Raw genomic sequence first — 15,653 nt, 5'->3', positions numbered from 1 at the left:
TCACTGGTATTTGAAGTGCGAACCCTATAGTCGTGAAAATAACATGCAAGCAGGGAATGAAACTATGAACGACGAGCGTATGAGTCCTTTTCGGGACGCCCACACAGACCGCGATACAGCCGAGCAGATACCTGACACACCGCAGACGCGTGCGCCCGCCTATCGGCTGGCGTTTGCGGATGATGACTTTTTGTGCCGCGACGAGTTGCGCCCTGTGCGGCTTCAGCTTGAGCTGCTCAAGCCGGAGATGGTTTTGAATGAAATGGGCATTGAAAGCACGATTGTTTTGTTTGGTGGCGCACGCATCCCTGAACCTTCAAAGAAGGACACGGCGCGGACGAAGACGCTGGCCGACCTGAGCCGCTTTTATGACGAAGCGCGAACATTTGCGCGGCTGATGACGGCCAAGTCGATGCAAAGTTACGGGCGGGAAAATGTGATTGTAACGGGTGGTGGGCCCGGTGTGATGGAAGCAGGCAACCGTGGAGCGGTTGACGCAGGCGGGCAGTCTATCGGCCTCAATATCGTGCTGCCGCACGAGCAGGCGCCGAACGAATATGTGACGCCGGGATTGTGCTTTAACTTTCATTATTTCGCCATTCGCAAGATGCATTTTTTGATGCGGGCGAATGCGGTTTGTATTTTCCCCGGGGGCTTCGGCACGCTGGACGAGATGTTTGAAAGCCTCACGCTGATCCAGACCGGGCGGATGAAGCGAATTCCGTTTTTGCTGTTTGGCCGCGACTTCTGGCAGACGATTGTGAACTGGGATGCGCTGGCTGATGCGGGCACGATCTCGCCCGAGGACCTCGACTTGTTCCGCTTTGTGGATACGGCGGAAGAGGCGATGGATATCATTGATAACTGGGAGCCTGCGGGGCCACGGGATAACATACCCGGGCGGTAGACTGCAGGGATTGCGCTGCGGCTGCGCCGCATCGCGGTAGGGGCCTCGGCTGCGCCTCGGCCCCCTTTGCCCTAAGCTGCGAGAGCGGCGCGGGCTTGGCCTATGGCAAGTGCGGCTTGGGCGGCTTCGCGGCCTTTTTGGACGAAATGTTCCGCGTAGATGGCGATGTGGTGCTCTGTTTCCTGAAAGTGGTGCGGGGTGAGCGAGACGCTGAGCACGGGAACACCTGTATCAAGACTGGCGCGCATCAGTCCGTCGACCACGGCTGCCGCGACAAAATCGTGGCGGTATATCCCGCCATCAACGACGAGCGCTGCGGCGGCCACGGCGGCGTAGCGATTTGAGGCGGCGAGGTCACGTGCCAGAAGCGGCATTTCGAACGCGCCGGGGACATCGAAGACATCGACTTGCGAGAGCGGGATGATTTCGGTGAAGCCGTCGAGTGCGCGGGTGGTGATATTGGCGTGCCAGCCAGCCTTGATGAAGGCGTAGCGGGGCACTGTCTGGTGGTTTGTCATGCGTTTCTCCTTTTTGACTTCAGACACGTGCCCAGAGCATAAAAAGGGACAGCACAGCGCTATGGGCGCGGCCCACATCGCTTAGCCGTTCTCTCCCATCCGGACTATGACCGTCGGCTCTGGAATTGCACCAGATCTGCTGACACTCTGACCCGAAAAAGGCCAAAGCCGCTCGCGGGCTTACCTTTGGCTGACGCTTTGGGCTTACCGCCGGTGGGGAATTTCGCCCCGCCCTGAGAACACCGTGAAGGTGGCACAGTTTTGCGGGCGGGGGAAGGGGCTTTGCCCCTCTTGGCCCTTGGCCAATTCACCCCAGGATATTTGGAGCAAGAAAAAAGAGCGGATTATTGGAAGGCTGCGCCTGCGCGGATTTCGCCGGTGTGAAGACCCGCGAAGTTCTTGATCGGGGCGTTGAGGCGTTTGAGCGTGGCCGGGTGCTGTGGATCAAGCAGGCCGAGGCGCACGAGGATTGCGGCGATAGCGCATTCGGCACCGCGGGTGGAGCCGTCGGTTATTTTGAGGGCGATGCCTATTTTCTTTTCGGGCACAATGCCGATGAAGAAAGCCTCGGCGCCTGTTTTGAGGGCGACGCGGCCATCCATGGCGCGCATCAGTTCGGTGCAGGCGCGGCCCTCGCCTGCGACAAGCTCGGGGTAGGTGCGCATCGCGTCGCGCAGGCGGGCGGCAGCCTTTTCGCGGGTGTTGCCGCCATCGGATGCGCTGGCGAAGAAGGCCATGGCGCGGGCGATGCCATGCAGGGTCGCGGCATAGTTGGGGGCAGAGCAGCCGTCGATACCGTAGCCGGGGCTTGTTTCTTCTGTCAGTTCCTCAAAGGCTGCGAGGCAGGCTTTTTGGACAGGGTGGGATGGGTCAACATAGATTGGATCTTTGCTGCCCAAGTGCTGGCTGAGCGTGAGGAAGCCTGCGTGTTTGCCGGAGCAGTTGTTGTGATAGCGGCAGGGGGAGCTGTCGGTTTTGTGCAGCTTTATCAGGTCGGCGTCATCGCGGGGCCATTGCGGGCCGCAGTTGAGATCGGCATCGGACAGGCCCATGTCTTTGAGCCATGCTTGCACGCGGTCGGTGTGCATTGGCGCACCCTGGTGCGAGGCGCAGGAGAGCGCGAGCTGTTCGCCTGTGAGGCCGAAGGCGTCAGCTGCGCCGCTTTCGACGAGGGGCATGGCCTGAAGCATCTTGGACGAGGAGCGCGGGAGCACAACGGCAGTAGGGTCGCCCCAACTTTCAATGATTTCGCCGCCTTCGCCGCAGACGACTGCGTGGCCCATATGGACACTCTCCAGAAAGGGGCCGCGCCAGATTTCGGCCATTGATACAGGTGCGTTCATGTCATTCTCCCAAAAACGTGTGCAATTTTCCGCCAATTCCTCTTTCGTATATGGCAGTTTTCAGGGTAATGTAGCAATGTCGAGTGGAAATCGGCCCGAGTATAAAAACTGGCAAAAGCCACGGGTCAAACGGAATTGAGGCAACGGACAGCTGGAGGCTGGACAATATGGTATTACGAATAGCGCAAACTATGGCTTGTGCTGCAATGATTTTTGCAGGGACAACAGGCGCGTACGCACAACAGACAAGCACGAACCAAGTGGCGACAAAGACGGCCTGGGCCGTGTTTGAAGACGCCAACCCCAAAGAATGCTGGGCGGTTAGCTCTCCTAAAGAAACAGTCAACAGTAAGGACGGCCGCGTTGTGGCTGTGCGCCGTGGAGATATTCTGCTGATGGCGTTTTTCCGCCCTGCAGCAAATGTGAGTGGTCAGGTGGCCTTTACCGGCGGCTATCCTTTTGCGCCAGGCTCGACTGTGAACCTGACGATTGATGGTTCGAGCTTCGAGTTGTTTACCGAGGGTGAGTGGGCATGGGCGGCTTCCGCTGCGGATGATGCGAAGATTGTTACGGCACTTAAGCGGGGTTCCGGTGCTGTTTTGACAGCGCGTTCGGCGCGTGGGACGCAGACGAAAGATACTTTCTCGCTGTCGGGCTTTACTGCGGCTGTTGAGGATGCGGAAACGCGCTGCAAGTAAGTTAGCTGCGTTGAAAGAATTGCGAATGCGCCGGGTGAAAGCCCGGCGTTTTTGCGTTAGGGCCAGCCGACAAGGATTGCGCGAAAATCATTGACGTTGGTTCCTGTGGGGCCGGTCATGAAAAGCGCGTTTGCGGCGGTGAAGGCTGTATAGGCATCGTTTGACGCAAGAGCTTCTGCGGGGTCGATGCCTGCCGCGCGGATGGCGGCGGCTGTTGCGCCTGTGGCGAATGCGCCTGCGTTGTCTTCGGAGCCGTCTATGCCATCGGTGTCGGCCGCGAGGGCGTTGATGTGTTTGGCGCCATCAATGCCGAGGGCGAAGGCGAGGAGATATTCGGTGTTGCGCCCGCCACGGCCGCGGCCTTTGAGCGTGACCGTTGTTTCGCCGCCCGAGAGGATGAGGCGGGAGCTTTTTGCAGCCAGTGCGCGTTTGGCGTGCTCTGCGCCAAGGGTGCGCGCTTCGCCTTCGAGATTGTCGCCGAGGATGTCGACCTGCCAACCCATATCCTTTGCCAGAGTTGCGGCGGCGGCGAGGGAATGTGCGGCGGAGGCGATGACGCGGACTTGGTTGCGTGCGAAGATGCTGTCTGTTGGTGCGGGTGGTGCGGGGGCATCTTTGAGAAAAGTCAAAAGGCGTTCTGGCAGGGCGATGCTATATCGCTTGATTGCCGAGAGGGCCTCGGCGCGACCAGAGGGGCAAGGAACCGTGGGGCCAGAGGCGACTTGGGCGGGGTCATCGCCCGGAACATCGGAGACGATGAGGCTGACCACGCGCGCAGCCGTGCCGGCGGCAAGGCGACCACCTTTGACGCGACTGAACATTTTGCGGATTGCATTCATGGCTCCGATGGGTGCGCCAGAGGCGAGGAGAGCCTGATTGAGGGCTTGTTCATCTGCGAGGGTGAGCCCCTCGGCCGGGGCGGCGAGAAGGGACGAACCGCCGCCGCAGACAAGGGCGATGACGAGATCATCTGAGGTGAGGCCTTTGATTTCGGCAAAGAGTGCATCGGTGGCTTTGAGGCCTGCGGCATCGGGTACGGGGTGCGCGGCCTCGAGCACTTTTATGTGCTTGGTGGGCGCGCCGAAACCGTATCGGGTGACGACGGTGCCTGTGAGTGGACCCTGCCAGAGTTGCTCCAGTGCCTGCGCCATTTGAGCTGCGCCTTTGCCTGCACCGATGACGACGGTGCGGCCCTTTGGGCGCACGGGCAAGTGAGGGGCGAGGGCTTTAAGGGGATCAGCCGTTGTGATGGCGGCATTGAAAAGGGAGGTAAGGAAAGCTTGTGCACGTGTGTTCATGGTGCCAGCTTAGCCGGCGCTGAGGTGCGATCAACCAGATAAGGGCCGAGTGAGAACTTCGGGGGCAGGGCAGATGATGCCTTGAGAGCAGGCGCTTTGGGCTGACTGGGTTGTGTCATAGGTCAGCGCCAGAGCTGTTGCTGCTGCGATGATCGTGCCGATAAAGAGTTTATGGGTCATGAAAAATGTCTCCTGAATGGAAAGATAGGTAGTCTTCCGCAAGATTTTAGGGGGAAAAATTTGAACCCGAACTCACATGTGAAGCTACTGATAACTAATAATAATTCATGTTTCAGTTCTGTAATTTTCGGACAGCTAAATTCCGCTCATGTTGTTTGTCATAAGATTTTTTGAATCCTAAAAGGCACGGGTTGATTAACAAGTTCTGAAAGGATTTAACGATGAACCAACATCTCAAATTGGCCGGCGTTTCCATGTTTGCACTTATGCTGGCTTCACCCGTTTTTGCCCAAACCGCGATCACCGGAGTTGATGATCTCAACGAGAGAATCGAAGACATCGAAGACGATGCTCGTGAAGATTTGAACCGGGGCAATGATGCCAACCGTTTCGGATCAACAGGTGTGGCTCAAGGTTGGAGCGGGTCTTTCGCTTTGTCAGCTTCGGGCTCGTCGGGCAACACAGATTCCGGTGAGCTTTCGGGCGCAGGCCGTGTAAGTTATGGCGTCGGTGACTGGAACCACCTTTTCGGCTTTGCTGTTGAGTATGGCGAGGCCAATGGTGCAAAAAACGAAGAGAAGTTTTTTGCGGTGTATGAGGGCAGCCGTTACTTTACAGAAAAAACCTATGCGTTTGGTCTCGCACGCTATGAGTATGACGGCTACCTGACAGACGCCGCTGGCGCGCCTCTGGCGGGAAGCGAGAAAGATGCCTTTGTTGGTGCCGGTATCGGGTACCGCTTTTTGAACACACAGAAAAACACATGGCGTGTTCAGGGTGGCCCCGGTGCACGCTATGTGAGCGATATTACGGGTGCGAGCGACACTGAACTCGGCTTTATTCTGTCTTCACGCTACTACTATGCGTTTAACGACAATGTGTCGTTTACCATGGACACAGATGTTCTGGGTTCGGATGCCAACACCATTTTGTCAAACGATGCGGGCCTGAACTTCAAGATGACAAACACGCTGTCAACACGGATCAGCTATCGCACTGATTATAACTCGTCGCCTGCGGCGGGTTTGAAATCAACTGACAACACGGTCGGTGTTTCGCTTGTATTGAACTTCTAAGTTTGGGCCTGCCGCGCCTGTCTCTCGGGGGCGGCAGTTCAGGCTGAAAAAAGAAAGCGCCCGCATTTGATGCGGGCGCTTTTGCATGTGGCCCCATGGGTCAGGACCGGCCTTTCCACGGCACGAGGGTTTTTTCGGCGATGCGCATGAGAATGTCGATGCCGTAGCCGATGATGCCGATGAGGATGATCCCCATGATCACGATATCGGTGAGCTGGAAGCGGGAGGCGACCATGATCATCATGCCTGCGCCTTTTTCGGCGGCGACAAGTTCGGCGGCAACAACTGTGCCCCAGCAGACACCCATTGCAACGCGCGCGCCTGTGAAGATTTCGGGCAGGCTGTTGGGCACGATGACGTGCCGCATGAGCTGGAACCTGGACGCGCCGAGGGAATAGGCGGCGTGAACCTTGGTGATGTTGACGCCTGACACGCCCGCGCGCGCGGCGATAGCCATGATCCAGAGAGCTGCGAGGAAGAGGAGGATGATTTTTCCGACCTCTCCGATCCCTGCCCAAATGATCACCAGCGGGATGAGGGCAAGCGGCGGCACGGGGCGCATGAACTCGACGATCGGATCAAACCAGCCGCGGAACCAGTTGGACAGGCCCATAGCGTAGCCCAGCGGGATGCCTACGAGTGCGCCGAGAAGGAAGCCGACGATGACGCGGAAGAGCGAGTAGCCCAAGTGCTCCCAGAGGGTGAAACCCTGGTAGCCTTCAGTGCTGATTTCGATGAAACGGGCGACAACCTTTTCGGGCGGAGGCAGCCAGATCGGTTCCATCTGCATACCTGCGGGCGGGGTAATCTGGATTGCGCCTTTGTCGGTGAGGCTGACCTTGCCTGCGGCGACAGAGATGGGCTGGCCGATCTCGATGGGTTTGCCGTCAATCGCGATGACTTTTGCACCATCGCGGCGCTTGATCTCGTCGTTCTTATCGAACAGCACGGTTTTGGTGCGCCCCGCCGAGACAGTTTCGGCATCGTTTCTGGCGAAACCTGTGCCTTCGTCAACTTCGGGCGTAGCCGGGTCTTCGCCGAATTTGTAGACACGCAAAGTGATGGTTGCATCATCTGTGCTGCCATCGGGTGCTTCCAGCGTGTAGGTGAGCTCTGTATCGCCGATGAAGGGAGCAGGGGCGTGAATGGGTGTCCATTTGGAGCCGGTGAAAGCCCCCCAGAGCAGGAAGATTGTGAGAATGGAAATGACGCTTGCCCAACGGTCGGGGCGGACTGCGCTTTCGTCACCGAAGGTGACTGTTTTGAGGGAGGTATAGTCGGCCGTTGTATGCATCAGGCGTTTGACACCATAGCGGACGAGGAAGAAACCTGCGGTGAAGATGGCGATGTAGATGAGGAGAATAATCATGCGCTTGCCTCCGTGGCGTTGCCCATGATTTCTTCTTCCATATCCCAGATCATGCTCAGGATTTCTTCGCGTTTCTCGGCGAATTCGGGGTGTTTTTTCACTTCACGCAGATCCTGCCCCACGCCCATATCGGCGAAAGGCAGGCTGTATTCGCGGTGAATACGGCCGGGGCGGGGGGCGAGAACCAGCAGACGCTCGCCCAAGAGCAGTGCTTCTTCGACCGAGTGGGTGATGAGGATGATGGTTTTGCCTGTTTCTTTCCAGAGTTTGAGCACAAGGCCCTGCATCTTCTCGCGCGTCAGGGCGTCGAGTGCGCCGAGGGGTTCGTCCATCAGGATGACATCGGGGTCATTGGCGAGGCAGCGGGCGAGGGCCACACGCTGTTGCATGCCGCCCGAAAGCTCGAACACTGATTTTTCCTTGAAGTCGCGCAGGCCGACAATATCGAGGAGGTGATCAACGGTATCGCGCCACTGGCTTTCGCGCTGGCCTTTCATGCGGGGGCCGAAGCTCACGTTTTCGCGCACGGACATCCACTCGAAAAGCGCGCCTTGCTGGAAAACCATGCCGCGCTCGGCATCGGGGCCAGTGATGAGATGATCGTTCAGGGTCATCGTGCCCTCGGTGGGAGCGAGAAAGCCTGCGACGATGTTGAGAAGCGTTGTCTTGCCGCAACCCGAGGGGCCAAGCACGCTCATCAGTTCACCTGTTTTGATTTCAAGGGAAATATCCTTGAGCGCCTGCACATGGCCGCCGTTTGGCAGATCAAAGCGCATTGAAATTTTGTCGATCGAGAGTGTGGACATGCCCGCCTTCCGGAGCCTTAAGCTCCTGTTGCTTCGTTTTGGCAAAGAGCCTCGCCTATGGGCCGCAGTGACCCACCGGGCGCGCATTGGTCCGCTGCGATGCTCTGCAACGGACCAGTTAGCTTTACATATCACTGGCCGCTTGAAGGGGACCAGTATTAACCGCGTTTTCGTATGTATCGAGGGCTGCGTCGATGCTGCCGGCCTCAAGGAAGACATCGGCGACGCCTTTCATGAAGATGGGGGCATTGCCACCGAGCCATGCGTTGCTGAGCTGCTCTTCGATTGTCGGAAACTTGAAAGTCGCGATGGTTTCCATCGTCGCCGTTTCGTCCATACCAGCATCTTTGGCGATGACGGGGAGCATTTCGGCGTGGTTTGCCTCGTCTGCCCACATGGCGTTGGCATCGGATGTGACTTTGAGGAACTTGGCCACCAGATCAGTGTTTTCGGCCACGAAGCCTGCGGGGCCGGATGTGACATCAAACACAAGGATACCGATCTCTGTTTTTTCGTCGCCGGTGAGCAGCACATTGCCATGCTCGACCGCGCGGCGCAGCGAGCCGCCCCAGCCACAGAACATATCAACTGCGCCTTGCGCGATGGCCGCCGCGCCTTCGGGCGGGTTCATGTTGACGACTTCCATGGAGCCGACATCGACGCCGAAGTGGCTCATCTGCTTGAGGAAGCCGTAGTGCGCGGCGGTGCCGAGCGGCACGGCCACTTTTTTGCCAGCGAGTTCGGCGGCGTTTGATTTGTCGATTTCGAGGGCTTCGGCGACGACGCAGTTGTCATTGTCGGCATAGCTTACGGCTACGTCGAGGATTTGAAGATCCTGACCGCCCGATGTGGCGACAACGAAGGGAGGGACGCCTTGGCTGACGGAGAGGTGAACATCGCCCGATGCCATTGCGGCGCTCATTTCGGTGCCTGAACCGAAGGCGCGCCAATTTACTTTAACGCCCATTTCTTCGTCATAGGTGCCCATGACTTTGGCGTATTCAAAAGGCATTGGCCATTCCTGAAAATAGCCGACTGTGATCTCGTCAAGTGCGGCGGCCTGGCTGCCTGTCATCATGGCGGCGGCGGCAACGGCGGATAAAAGGGTTGTTTTGATTTTCATGGAGTAACTCCCGTTGGTATGACACGCTTTGGCGGCGCGGCCCGCCAGTTTTTCTGGCTTATGGGCATTGTGCGGGGGGTGTGCATATTGCACGCCTCGCCCTTGCCACTATGAGGGCGCAAATGACGATTCCGATCAACGGTTAATTTGGGGAATGGAACCTATTTTTAGGTTTTGTGAAAAGCGGGTTTTGGTGGTTTGAGCAAGCGGGCGTGTCTTTTTCCGGTCCTGCGTGCTAAAATCAGCCTGAACGGCGAGAGGTTTTGGCCTTATACGAGCCTATCGACTGGCGCTATCAGACTCAGAGGAAATAGCGCTCTTCTTAGCTTTAGATTTTGATCAAATATGCGCGGGCGGCTGCGCCCGGAACGCGACCCCAACGGAGGCTTCTGACCATGGACGGCAATCTTTCTGCAAACGATCTCAGCCATATTGTTGACGCGGATCGCGCGCATGTCTGGCATCACCTGACGCAGCACAAGCCGTTTGAAACCGGTGAGCCGCGGATTATCATTGAAGGCAAAGGCGTGCGTGTCTGGGACCAGAAGGGCAAAGAATATCTAGATGCCGTGTCTGGTGGGGTCTGGACTGTAAACGTGGGCTACGGGCGTGAGAGCATTGCCAACGCGGTGCGTGACCAGCTGATCAAGCTGCCGTATTTTGCGGGTTCGGCAGGGTCTGTTCCCGGGGCCTTGTTTGCGGAAAAACTGATCAGCAAGATGCCCGGCATGAGCCGTGTCTATCAGACGAATTCGGGCTCGGAAGCCAATGAAAAGGCCTTCAAGATGGTGCGCCAAATCAGCCACAAGCGGCATGGTGGCAAGAAGCACAAGATCCTGTATCGCGACCGAGACTATCATGGCTCGACTTTGGCGGCGATGTCGGCGGGCGGACAAGACGAGCGCAACGCGCAGTATGGGCCGTTTGCGCCCGGTTTTGTGCGGGTTCCGCACTGCATGGAATATCGCGCCCAGTGGGACCTTACCGGTGAAGCCTATGCAGCAGCATCTGTGAAAGCGATTGAAGAGGTGATCCTAGCCGAGGGCGCGGACACCATCGGCGCGCTTTGCCTTGAGCCTGTGACTGCGGGCGGCGGGGTTATTCCGGCACCCGAGGGCTATTGGCCGCTCATTCAAGACCTGTGCCGCAAGTATGACATTCTCCTGCACATTGACGAAGTGGTCTGCGGCGTCGGACGCACAGGGACAGAATGGTTTGGCTATCAGCACTACGGTGTGGAGCCCGACTTTGTGACCATGGCGAAGGGTGTGGCCTCGGGCTATGCCGCGATTGCCTGCTGTGTGACCAACGAGCGTGTCTTTGAGATGTTCAAGGACGACACCACCGATCCGCTCAATTACTTCCGCGATATTTCCACCTTTGGTGGCTGCACGGCCGGGCCCGCAGCGGCGCTGGAGTGTATGCGGATTATCGAAGACGAAGATTTGCTGGAGAACACGACCAAGATGGGTGCGCGGATGATGGCGAACCTTTGGGAGCTTGCCGAGCATCACAAGGTTATCGGTGATGTGCGCGGGCTCGGGCTGTTTTGCGGAGCCGAGCTTGTGCAGGATCGGGCAAGCAAGGAGCCTGTGGACGAGAAGCTTGTTGCGCAGGTTGTTGCGGAGTGCGGCGCGATGGGCGTGATCATCGGTGCGACGAACCGCTCAATTCCGGGCTTTAACAACACGCTCTGTTTCTCGCCTGCGCTGATTTCGACGGCGGATGACATCGACCAGATTTGCGAGACGGTCGGCAAGGCGTTGGATAAAGTTTTTGGCTGAACGGATGAACGAGATGGGCCAGCCGATTGGCTGGCCTGTCGAAACAGATTTGCCAAGGCCGCGGCCCGAGAGTGTGAAGCTTGAGGGGCGGTATTGTTCGCTTGTTCCGCTGGATGTGAAGGCGCATGGGGCCGGGCTTTGGAGCGCTTTTTCTGCGGATAAGACAGGAGCGAACTGGACCTATTTGCCGATCGGACCATATGAGCGCGAGGAAGATTTCCTCACGTTTTTGCGCGGAGCCGAGGCGAGTGCTGATCCGCTCTATTACACGGTTCTGGACACTGCCGGCCGCGCTGTTGGCCATGCGACTTTCCTTCGGATGGATCCTGTAAACGGGGTGATCGAGGTTGGATTTATCCATTTTTCGCCCCTGATGCAGCGCACGCCTGTGAGCACGGAAGCGATGTATCTGATGATGCGCTATGTGTTCGAGGGGCTGGGCTACCGGCGTTATGAGTGGAAGTGTGATGCCTTGAATGCGCCCTCGATTGCGGCGGCGAAGCGGCTTGGTTTTACCTTTGAGGGCGTGTTTCGGCAGGCGACCGTATATAAAGGGCGCAACCGTGATACGGCCTGGCTTTCGATTTTGGACAGGGAGTGGCCAAACCTGAAAGCGAGGTTTGAGCGCTGGCTGGATGTGGAGAACTTTGACGCGGACGGTCGGCAGAGGGCTTCGCTTTAAGGGTCGAATTTTGCTTCGCAAAACCCGACCCGCTGGGGGACTAGTCCCCCAGACCCCCTAGGATACTTGTGGCAATAAAAAAGGGGTTTGCGTGCTTGTTTTAAAGCTGTCGCACAGCCCCTTTGGCGGCGCTTGTGGTCAGAGCGGCGTAGGCCTTCAACGCGGTGGAAATTTTGCGCTTGCGTGGGGCGGCGGGTTGCCAGCCTTTGGCGTCTTGGGCTTCGCGGCGTGCTGCGAGTGTGGCGTCGTCAACCGCGAGGTTGATTGTGCGGTTGGGGATGTCGATTTCGATGAGATCACCGTGCTCGACAAGGCCGATGAGGCCGCCTTCGGCAGCTTCTGGCGAGACGTGGCCGATGCTGAGGCCGGACGTGCCGCCCGAGAAGCGGCCATCGGTGAGCAGCGCGCAGGCGGCGCCGAGGCCTTTTGATTTGAGATAGCTTGTCGGATAGAGCATTTCCTGCATGCCCGGCCCGCCGCGTGGGCCTTCGTAGCGGATGATGACCACATCGCCTGCTTTGACTTTGCCTGTCAGGATGTCGCTGACGGCGGCGTCCTGACTTTCGCAGACGTAGGCGGGGCCGGAGAACTTGAGAATGCTGTCATCGACGCCTGCTGTTTTGACGATGCAGCCGTCTTCGGCGAGGTTGCCGAAGAGAACGGCGAGGCCGCCATCCTGACTGAAGGCGTGGTCTTTGGTGCGGATCACGCCTGCTGAGCGATCAAGATCAAGCTCGGGGTAGCGGCGGCTTTGAGAGAAAGCGACTTGTGTTGGCACGCCGCCCGGTGCTGCGCGGTAGAACGCGTGCACGGCTTCATCAGAGCTTTGGGCAACATCATATTTTGCCAGTGCATCGGCCATTGTTGGGGAGTGAACCGTGGGCAAATCGCGGTGGATGAGGCCAGCGCGGTCAAGCTCGCCCAAGATGGCCATGATGCCTCCGGCGCGGTGCACGTCTTCCATGTGCACATCCGCTTTGGCGGGTGCAACTTTGCAAAGGCAGGGGACATTGCGGCTGAGCCTGTCAATATCCTGCATGGTAAAGTCGATCTCGCCTTCATGGGCCGCGGCGAGCAGGTGCAACACCGTATTTGTCGAGCCACCCATGGAGATATCGAGGGTCATGGCGTTTTCGAACGCTTTGAAGTTGGCGATGTTGCGGGGCAGAACCGAGGCATCGTTGCCCTCGTAGAAGCGCTTGCAGAGATCGACAACGCGGTGCCCCGCTTCGCGGAAGAGCGCTTCGCGATCCGAGTGAGTTGCCAGCACGGAGCCGTTGCCCGGCAGTGAGAGACCTAGGGCTTCTGTGAGACAGTTCATCGAGTTGGCGGTGAACATGCCCGAGCAGGAGCCGCATGTCGGGCAGGCGGAGCGCTCAATGGCGTGGACTTGCTCATCAGACATGTTTTCATCGGCAGCGGCGACCATGGCATCGATCAGATCGAGTGCTTTTTCTTCGCCCTCCCAAACGACTTTACCGGCTTCCATCGGGCCGCCAGAGACGAAGACGCAGGGGATGTTGAGGCGCATGGCAGCCATGAGCATGCCGGGGGTGATCTTGTCGCAGTTGGAGATGCAGACCATGGCATCGGCGCAGTGGGCGTTGACCATATATTCTACTGAGTCAGCAATGATCTCACGGCTTGGCAGCGAATAGAGCATACCATCGTGGCCCATGGCGATGCCGTCATCGACGGCGATTGTGTTGAACTCTTTTGCTACACCACCTGCCTTTTCGACCTCGCGGGCGACAAGCTGGCCCAGATCCTTGAGGTGCACGTGACCGGGGACAAACTGTGTGAAGGAGTTGACGATGGCGACGATGGGCTTGCCGAAATCGTCGTCTTTCATGCCTGTTGCGCGCCACAGGCCGCGTGCGCCTGCCATGTTGCGGCCGTGTGTGCTGGTGCGTGAACGTAATACTGGCATGATCGTCTCCGTCATATGATGCTGAGGTGAAAGAACATAGCAGAACGGTAAAATCAAGCGCGATACGGCTGATTAACCGGCCTTGGCGGCCAGTTCGTTGGTGATGTCATAGTCTGCGCGGGCGCTGTCGATTGCTGCGAGATTGTCGAGCGCCCATTTGCCAAGGACTTTTACAGGCTCGCGAAATGACTTGCCGAGTTCGGTGAGGGAGTATTCTACTTTCGGGGGGATCACTGCATGGTAGGTGCGGCTTACCAGCCCGTCGCGCTCAAGCTCTTTCAGGGTCAGGCTCAGCATTCTTTGTGAAATGCCGAGGTGTCGCTTGAGCTCGTTGAAGCGAAGGGTTTCATAGCGGGACAGGGAAATAACGATCAGCACGCTCCAGCGATCACCGACGCGGGCGAGCACTTCGTTGATGCGCTGACAGTCGGGGCATTCGGGGGCTTCAGCCATGGCGGTTCCCTTTTTGATACCTAGGCTCAAGAATGTGCCTTCTTGTTTCATTTTATGGTGCTGACTATATCGTCGGTTACAAATGTATACCATTTTACACACACAGCCAATAGGACGAATGACTATGACAAATACGCCTCTGCAAGAGCGACTCAACTGGCGCTATGCAACCAAGAAGATGGACCCGAGCAAAACTGTTCCGGAAGACAAGGTCGCGCAGATTGTCGAGGCTGTCCAGCTTGCGCCAACATCGAGCGGAACGCAGCCGTTCGAGCTGTTTGTCATCAGCAACCCTGAAGTGCGCGCCGAGATTCGCAAAGTTGCCTGGGACCAGACGCCGATTACCGACGGTTCGCATCTGCTGGTTTTTGCCGCGTGGGATAATTACTCGGAAGCGCGGATTGATGCGGTGGTTGCCGACATGACGGGAGCGCGCGGCGAAATTCCGAAACTCAACGCTTACTATGAAAATCTGAAGCAGATGTATCTGCCACGGGATGCGGACGTGAACTTTGATCATGCCGCGCGGCAAGCTTATATCGCGCTGGGGTTTGCTATGATGGCGGCGGCCGAACTTGAGGTGGATTGCACGCCGATGGAAGGCTTTGAGCCCGACAAAGTGGATGACATTCTCGGCCTGAAAGAGCGCGGGTTGCGCTCGGTTGTGATTTTGCCGCTGGGCTACCGTGAGGCTGGTGCAGACTGGCTCTTGCCGATGAAAAAAGTGCGCAAACCGCTGGCGGAAATGGTCACGCGGGTTGATTGACAGGTAACGAACCGACCCCAAGCGTCAGCCGTGCATCTCGCGGCTGTCGCTTGGGGCTTGGGCGCGCTCGTATTTGCCGTAGTCGCGGATGACCGAGACAACGCGCAGGCGATAGTTGGAGAACATATGATTGCGGCCTGCTGTTTGTGCGCCGCGGTGCTCTTGCAGAGCGCGCCAGCGCTCGACGGCGGCTTCGTCTTCAAAGAAGCTGAGCGAGAGAAGCTTTTCCGGACTGGTAAGGCTTTGGAAGCGCTCGACCGATATAAAACCTTCGACCTGTTCCAGTAACGGGCGCATTTTTGCGGCCATGGCGAGGTAGGCGTCTTGCTGGCCTGCTGCGACTTCAACTTCGAATATCACGCCGATCATTTTTCTCTCCCGTGTGGTGTTGAGGCGAGCTTGAGAAAGGTGCTGTCTTCTCGCAAGAGAAACTTTTCTTTCTGGGCGAACTCATAGTTTTCGCGGCCCAGCGGGTCGGCCGAGAGGCGGGCGCGGTAGGCTTCGTATTCGGCCAGAGACGGGATGTTGTAGATACCGTAGGCGAGTGTCGAGGAGCCTTCGTGCGGGGCGTAGTAGCCGACAAGATCGGCGCCGCAGCGGGGAATGGCCTGCCCCCAGTTCCGGGCGTATTGCTGAAATTGGGCGTGCTTGGTCGGGTCAATCTGATAGCGGATGATGCAGGTGAGCATGGAACTTTCCTTTAGGGTGTGAACCCCTTGT

Annotated in this window: 17 protein-coding genes and 1 riboswitch; of the genes, 6 read left to right on the top strand and 11 right to left on the bottom strand. The window is 57.9% G+C overall.

Annotation, left to right across the window (positions count from 1 at the left end):
- Positions 1-64 precede the first annotated feature (64 nt).
- Complete coding sequence (locus OE750_RS10930) at positions 65-907, top strand: LOG family protein (RefSeq protein ID WP_263764219.1); 843 nt, start codon at positions 65-67, stop codon at positions 905-907.
- A 71-nt stretch (positions 908-978) separates the two neighbouring features.
- Here OE750_RS10930 and OE750_RS10925 read toward each other — a convergent pair whose 3' ends face one another.
- Positions 979-1,425 (bottom strand): 6,7-dimethyl-8-ribityllumazine synthase, encoded by a 447-nt coding sequence (locus OE750_RS10925; RefSeq protein WP_263764218.1) that lies wholly within the window; start codon positions 1,423-1,425, stop codon positions 979-981.
- 83 nt (positions 1,426-1,508) lie between these two features.
- Positions 1,509-1,670: riboswitch (FMN riboswitch) on the bottom strand.
- A 99-nt stretch (positions 1,671-1,769) separates the two neighbouring features.
- Complete coding sequence (locus OE750_RS10920) at positions 1,770-2,768, bottom strand: asparaginase (protein WP_263764217.1); 999 nt, start codon at positions 2,766-2,768, stop codon at positions 1,770-1,772.
- A 191-nt stretch (positions 2,769-2,959) separates the two neighbouring features.
- On the opposite strand from OE750_RS10920, the gene OE750_RS10915 reads away from it, so the two are divergent.
- The gene (locus OE750_RS10915; protein WP_263764215.1) at positions 2,960-3,466 is read left to right on the top strand and encodes an invasion associated locus B family protein; all 507 of its coding nucleotides are present in this window, start codon (positions 2,960-2,962) and stop codon (positions 3,464-3,466) included.
- Positions 3,467-3,522: 56 nt separating this feature from the next.
- Here OE750_RS10915 and OE750_RS10910 read toward each other — a convergent pair whose 3' ends face one another.
- On the bottom strand, positions 3,523-4,764 hold the full coding sequence (locus OE750_RS10910; protein WP_263764214.1) for a glycerate kinase: 1,242 nt from the start codon (positions 4,762-4,764) through the stop codon (positions 3,523-3,525).
- 30 nt (positions 4,765-4,794) lie between these two features.
- Positions 4,795-4,944: a hypothetical protein gene (locus OE750_RS10905; protein ID WP_263764213.1), complete on the bottom strand. Its 150-nt coding sequence runs from the start codon at positions 4,942-4,944 to the stop codon at positions 4,795-4,797.
- A gap of 221 nt (positions 4,945-5,165) precedes the next feature.
- On the opposite strand from OE750_RS10905, the gene OE750_RS10900 reads away from it, so the two are divergent.
- Positions 5,166-6,020, top strand: coding sequence for a YdiY family protein (locus OE750_RS10900; protein WP_263764212.1), 855 nt, complete (start codon positions 5,166-5,168; stop codon positions 6,018-6,020).
- 100 nt (positions 6,021-6,120) lie between these two features.
- Here the strand turns inward: OE750_RS10900 and OE750_RS10895 are convergent, their stop codons facing one another.
- The 3 genes from OE750_RS10895 to OE750_RS10885 all read right to left on the bottom strand — a co-directional run bounded on the left by OE750_RS10895 (position 6,121) and on the right by OE750_RS10885 (position 9,318).
- Positions 6,121-7,389 (bottom strand): ABC transporter permease, encoded by a 1,269-nt coding sequence (locus OE750_RS10895; RefSeq protein ID WP_263764211.1) that lies wholly within the window; start codon positions 7,387-7,389, stop codon positions 6,121-6,123.
- A complete protein-coding gene (locus OE750_RS10890) occupies positions 7,386-8,195 on the bottom strand; it encodes an ABC transporter ATP-binding protein (RefSeq protein ID WP_263764210.1) in 810 nt (269 codons plus the stop codon). The genes OE750_RS10895 and OE750_RS10890 overlap by 4 nt, the downstream gene beginning before the upstream one ends.
- 124 nt (positions 8,196-8,319) lie before the next feature.
- Positions 8,320-9,318, bottom strand: a complete 999-nt coding sequence (locus OE750_RS10885) for an ABC transporter substrate-binding protein (RefSeq protein WP_263764209.1) — start codon at positions 9,316-9,318, stop codon at positions 8,320-8,322.
- Positions 9,319-9,713: 395 nt separating this feature from the next.
- On the opposite strand from OE750_RS10885, the gene OE750_RS10880 reads away from it, so the two are divergent.
- Together OE750_RS10880 and OE750_RS10875 are read left to right on the top strand one after the other, a co-directional pair.
- Positions 9,714-11,102 carry an aspartate aminotransferase family protein gene (locus OE750_RS10880; RefSeq protein ID WP_318527998.1) on the top strand — a complete coding sequence of 463 codons (1,389 nt, stop codon included), beginning with the start codon at positions 9,714-9,716 and terminating at the stop codon, positions 11,100-11,102.
- Positions 11,095-11,784, top strand: a complete 690-nt coding sequence (locus OE750_RS10875; protein ID WP_263764208.1) for a GNAT family N-acetyltransferase — start codon at positions 11,095-11,097, stop codon at positions 11,782-11,784. Before OE750_RS10880 ends, OE750_RS10875 begins: the two co-directional genes overlap by 8 nt.
- A gap of 100 nt (positions 11,785-11,884) precedes the next feature.
- Here OE750_RS10875 and ilvD read toward each other — a convergent pair whose 3' ends face one another.
- Both ilvD and OE750_RS10865 read right to left on the bottom strand, forming a co-directional pair.
- Positions 11,885-13,714 (bottom strand): dihydroxy-acid dehydratase, encoded by a 1,830-nt coding sequence (ilvD, locus tag OE750_RS10870; protein WP_263764207.1) that lies wholly within the window; start codon positions 13,712-13,714, stop codon positions 11,885-11,887.
- Positions 13,715-13,786: 72 nt separating this feature from the next.
- Positions 13,787-14,167, bottom strand: coding sequence for a winged helix-turn-helix transcriptional regulator (locus tag OE750_RS10865; protein WP_263764206.1), 381 nt, complete (start codon positions 14,165-14,167; stop codon positions 13,787-13,789).
- Positions 14,168-14,291: 124 nt separating this feature from the next.
- Between OE750_RS10865 and OE750_RS10860 the strand changes: the two genes are divergently transcribed.
- On the top strand, positions 14,292-14,933 hold the full coding sequence (locus tag OE750_RS10860; protein ID WP_263764205.1) for an NAD(P)H-dependent oxidoreductase: 642 nt from the start codon (positions 14,292-14,294) through the stop codon (positions 14,931-14,933).
- A 24-nt stretch (positions 14,934-14,957) separates the two neighbouring features.
- On the opposite strand, the gene OE750_RS10855 is transcribed toward OE750_RS10860, so the two are convergent.
- Both OE750_RS10855 and OE750_RS10850 read right to left on the bottom strand, forming a co-directional pair.
- Positions 14,958-15,302, bottom strand: a complete 345-nt coding sequence (locus tag OE750_RS10855) for an antibiotic biosynthesis monooxygenase family protein (RefSeq protein ID WP_263764204.1) — start codon at positions 15,300-15,302, stop codon at positions 14,958-14,960.
- Positions 15,299-15,622: an NIPSNAP family protein gene (locus OE750_RS10850; RefSeq protein WP_263764203.1), complete on the bottom strand. Its 324-nt coding sequence runs from the start codon at positions 15,620-15,622 to the stop codon at positions 15,299-15,301. The genes OE750_RS10855 and OE750_RS10850 overlap by 4 nt, the downstream gene beginning before the upstream one ends.
- Between the last annotated feature and the right edge of the window lie 31 nt (positions 15,623-15,653).

Source organism: Lentibacter sp. XHP0401 (assembly GCF_025751535.1).
Lineage (GTDB): Bacteria > Pseudomonadota > Alphaproteobacteria > Rhodobacterales > Rhodobacteraceae > Lentibacter.
Note: the sequence above shows the minus strand (reverse complement) of the source record. Positions and strands in the feature narration are given on the sequence as shown.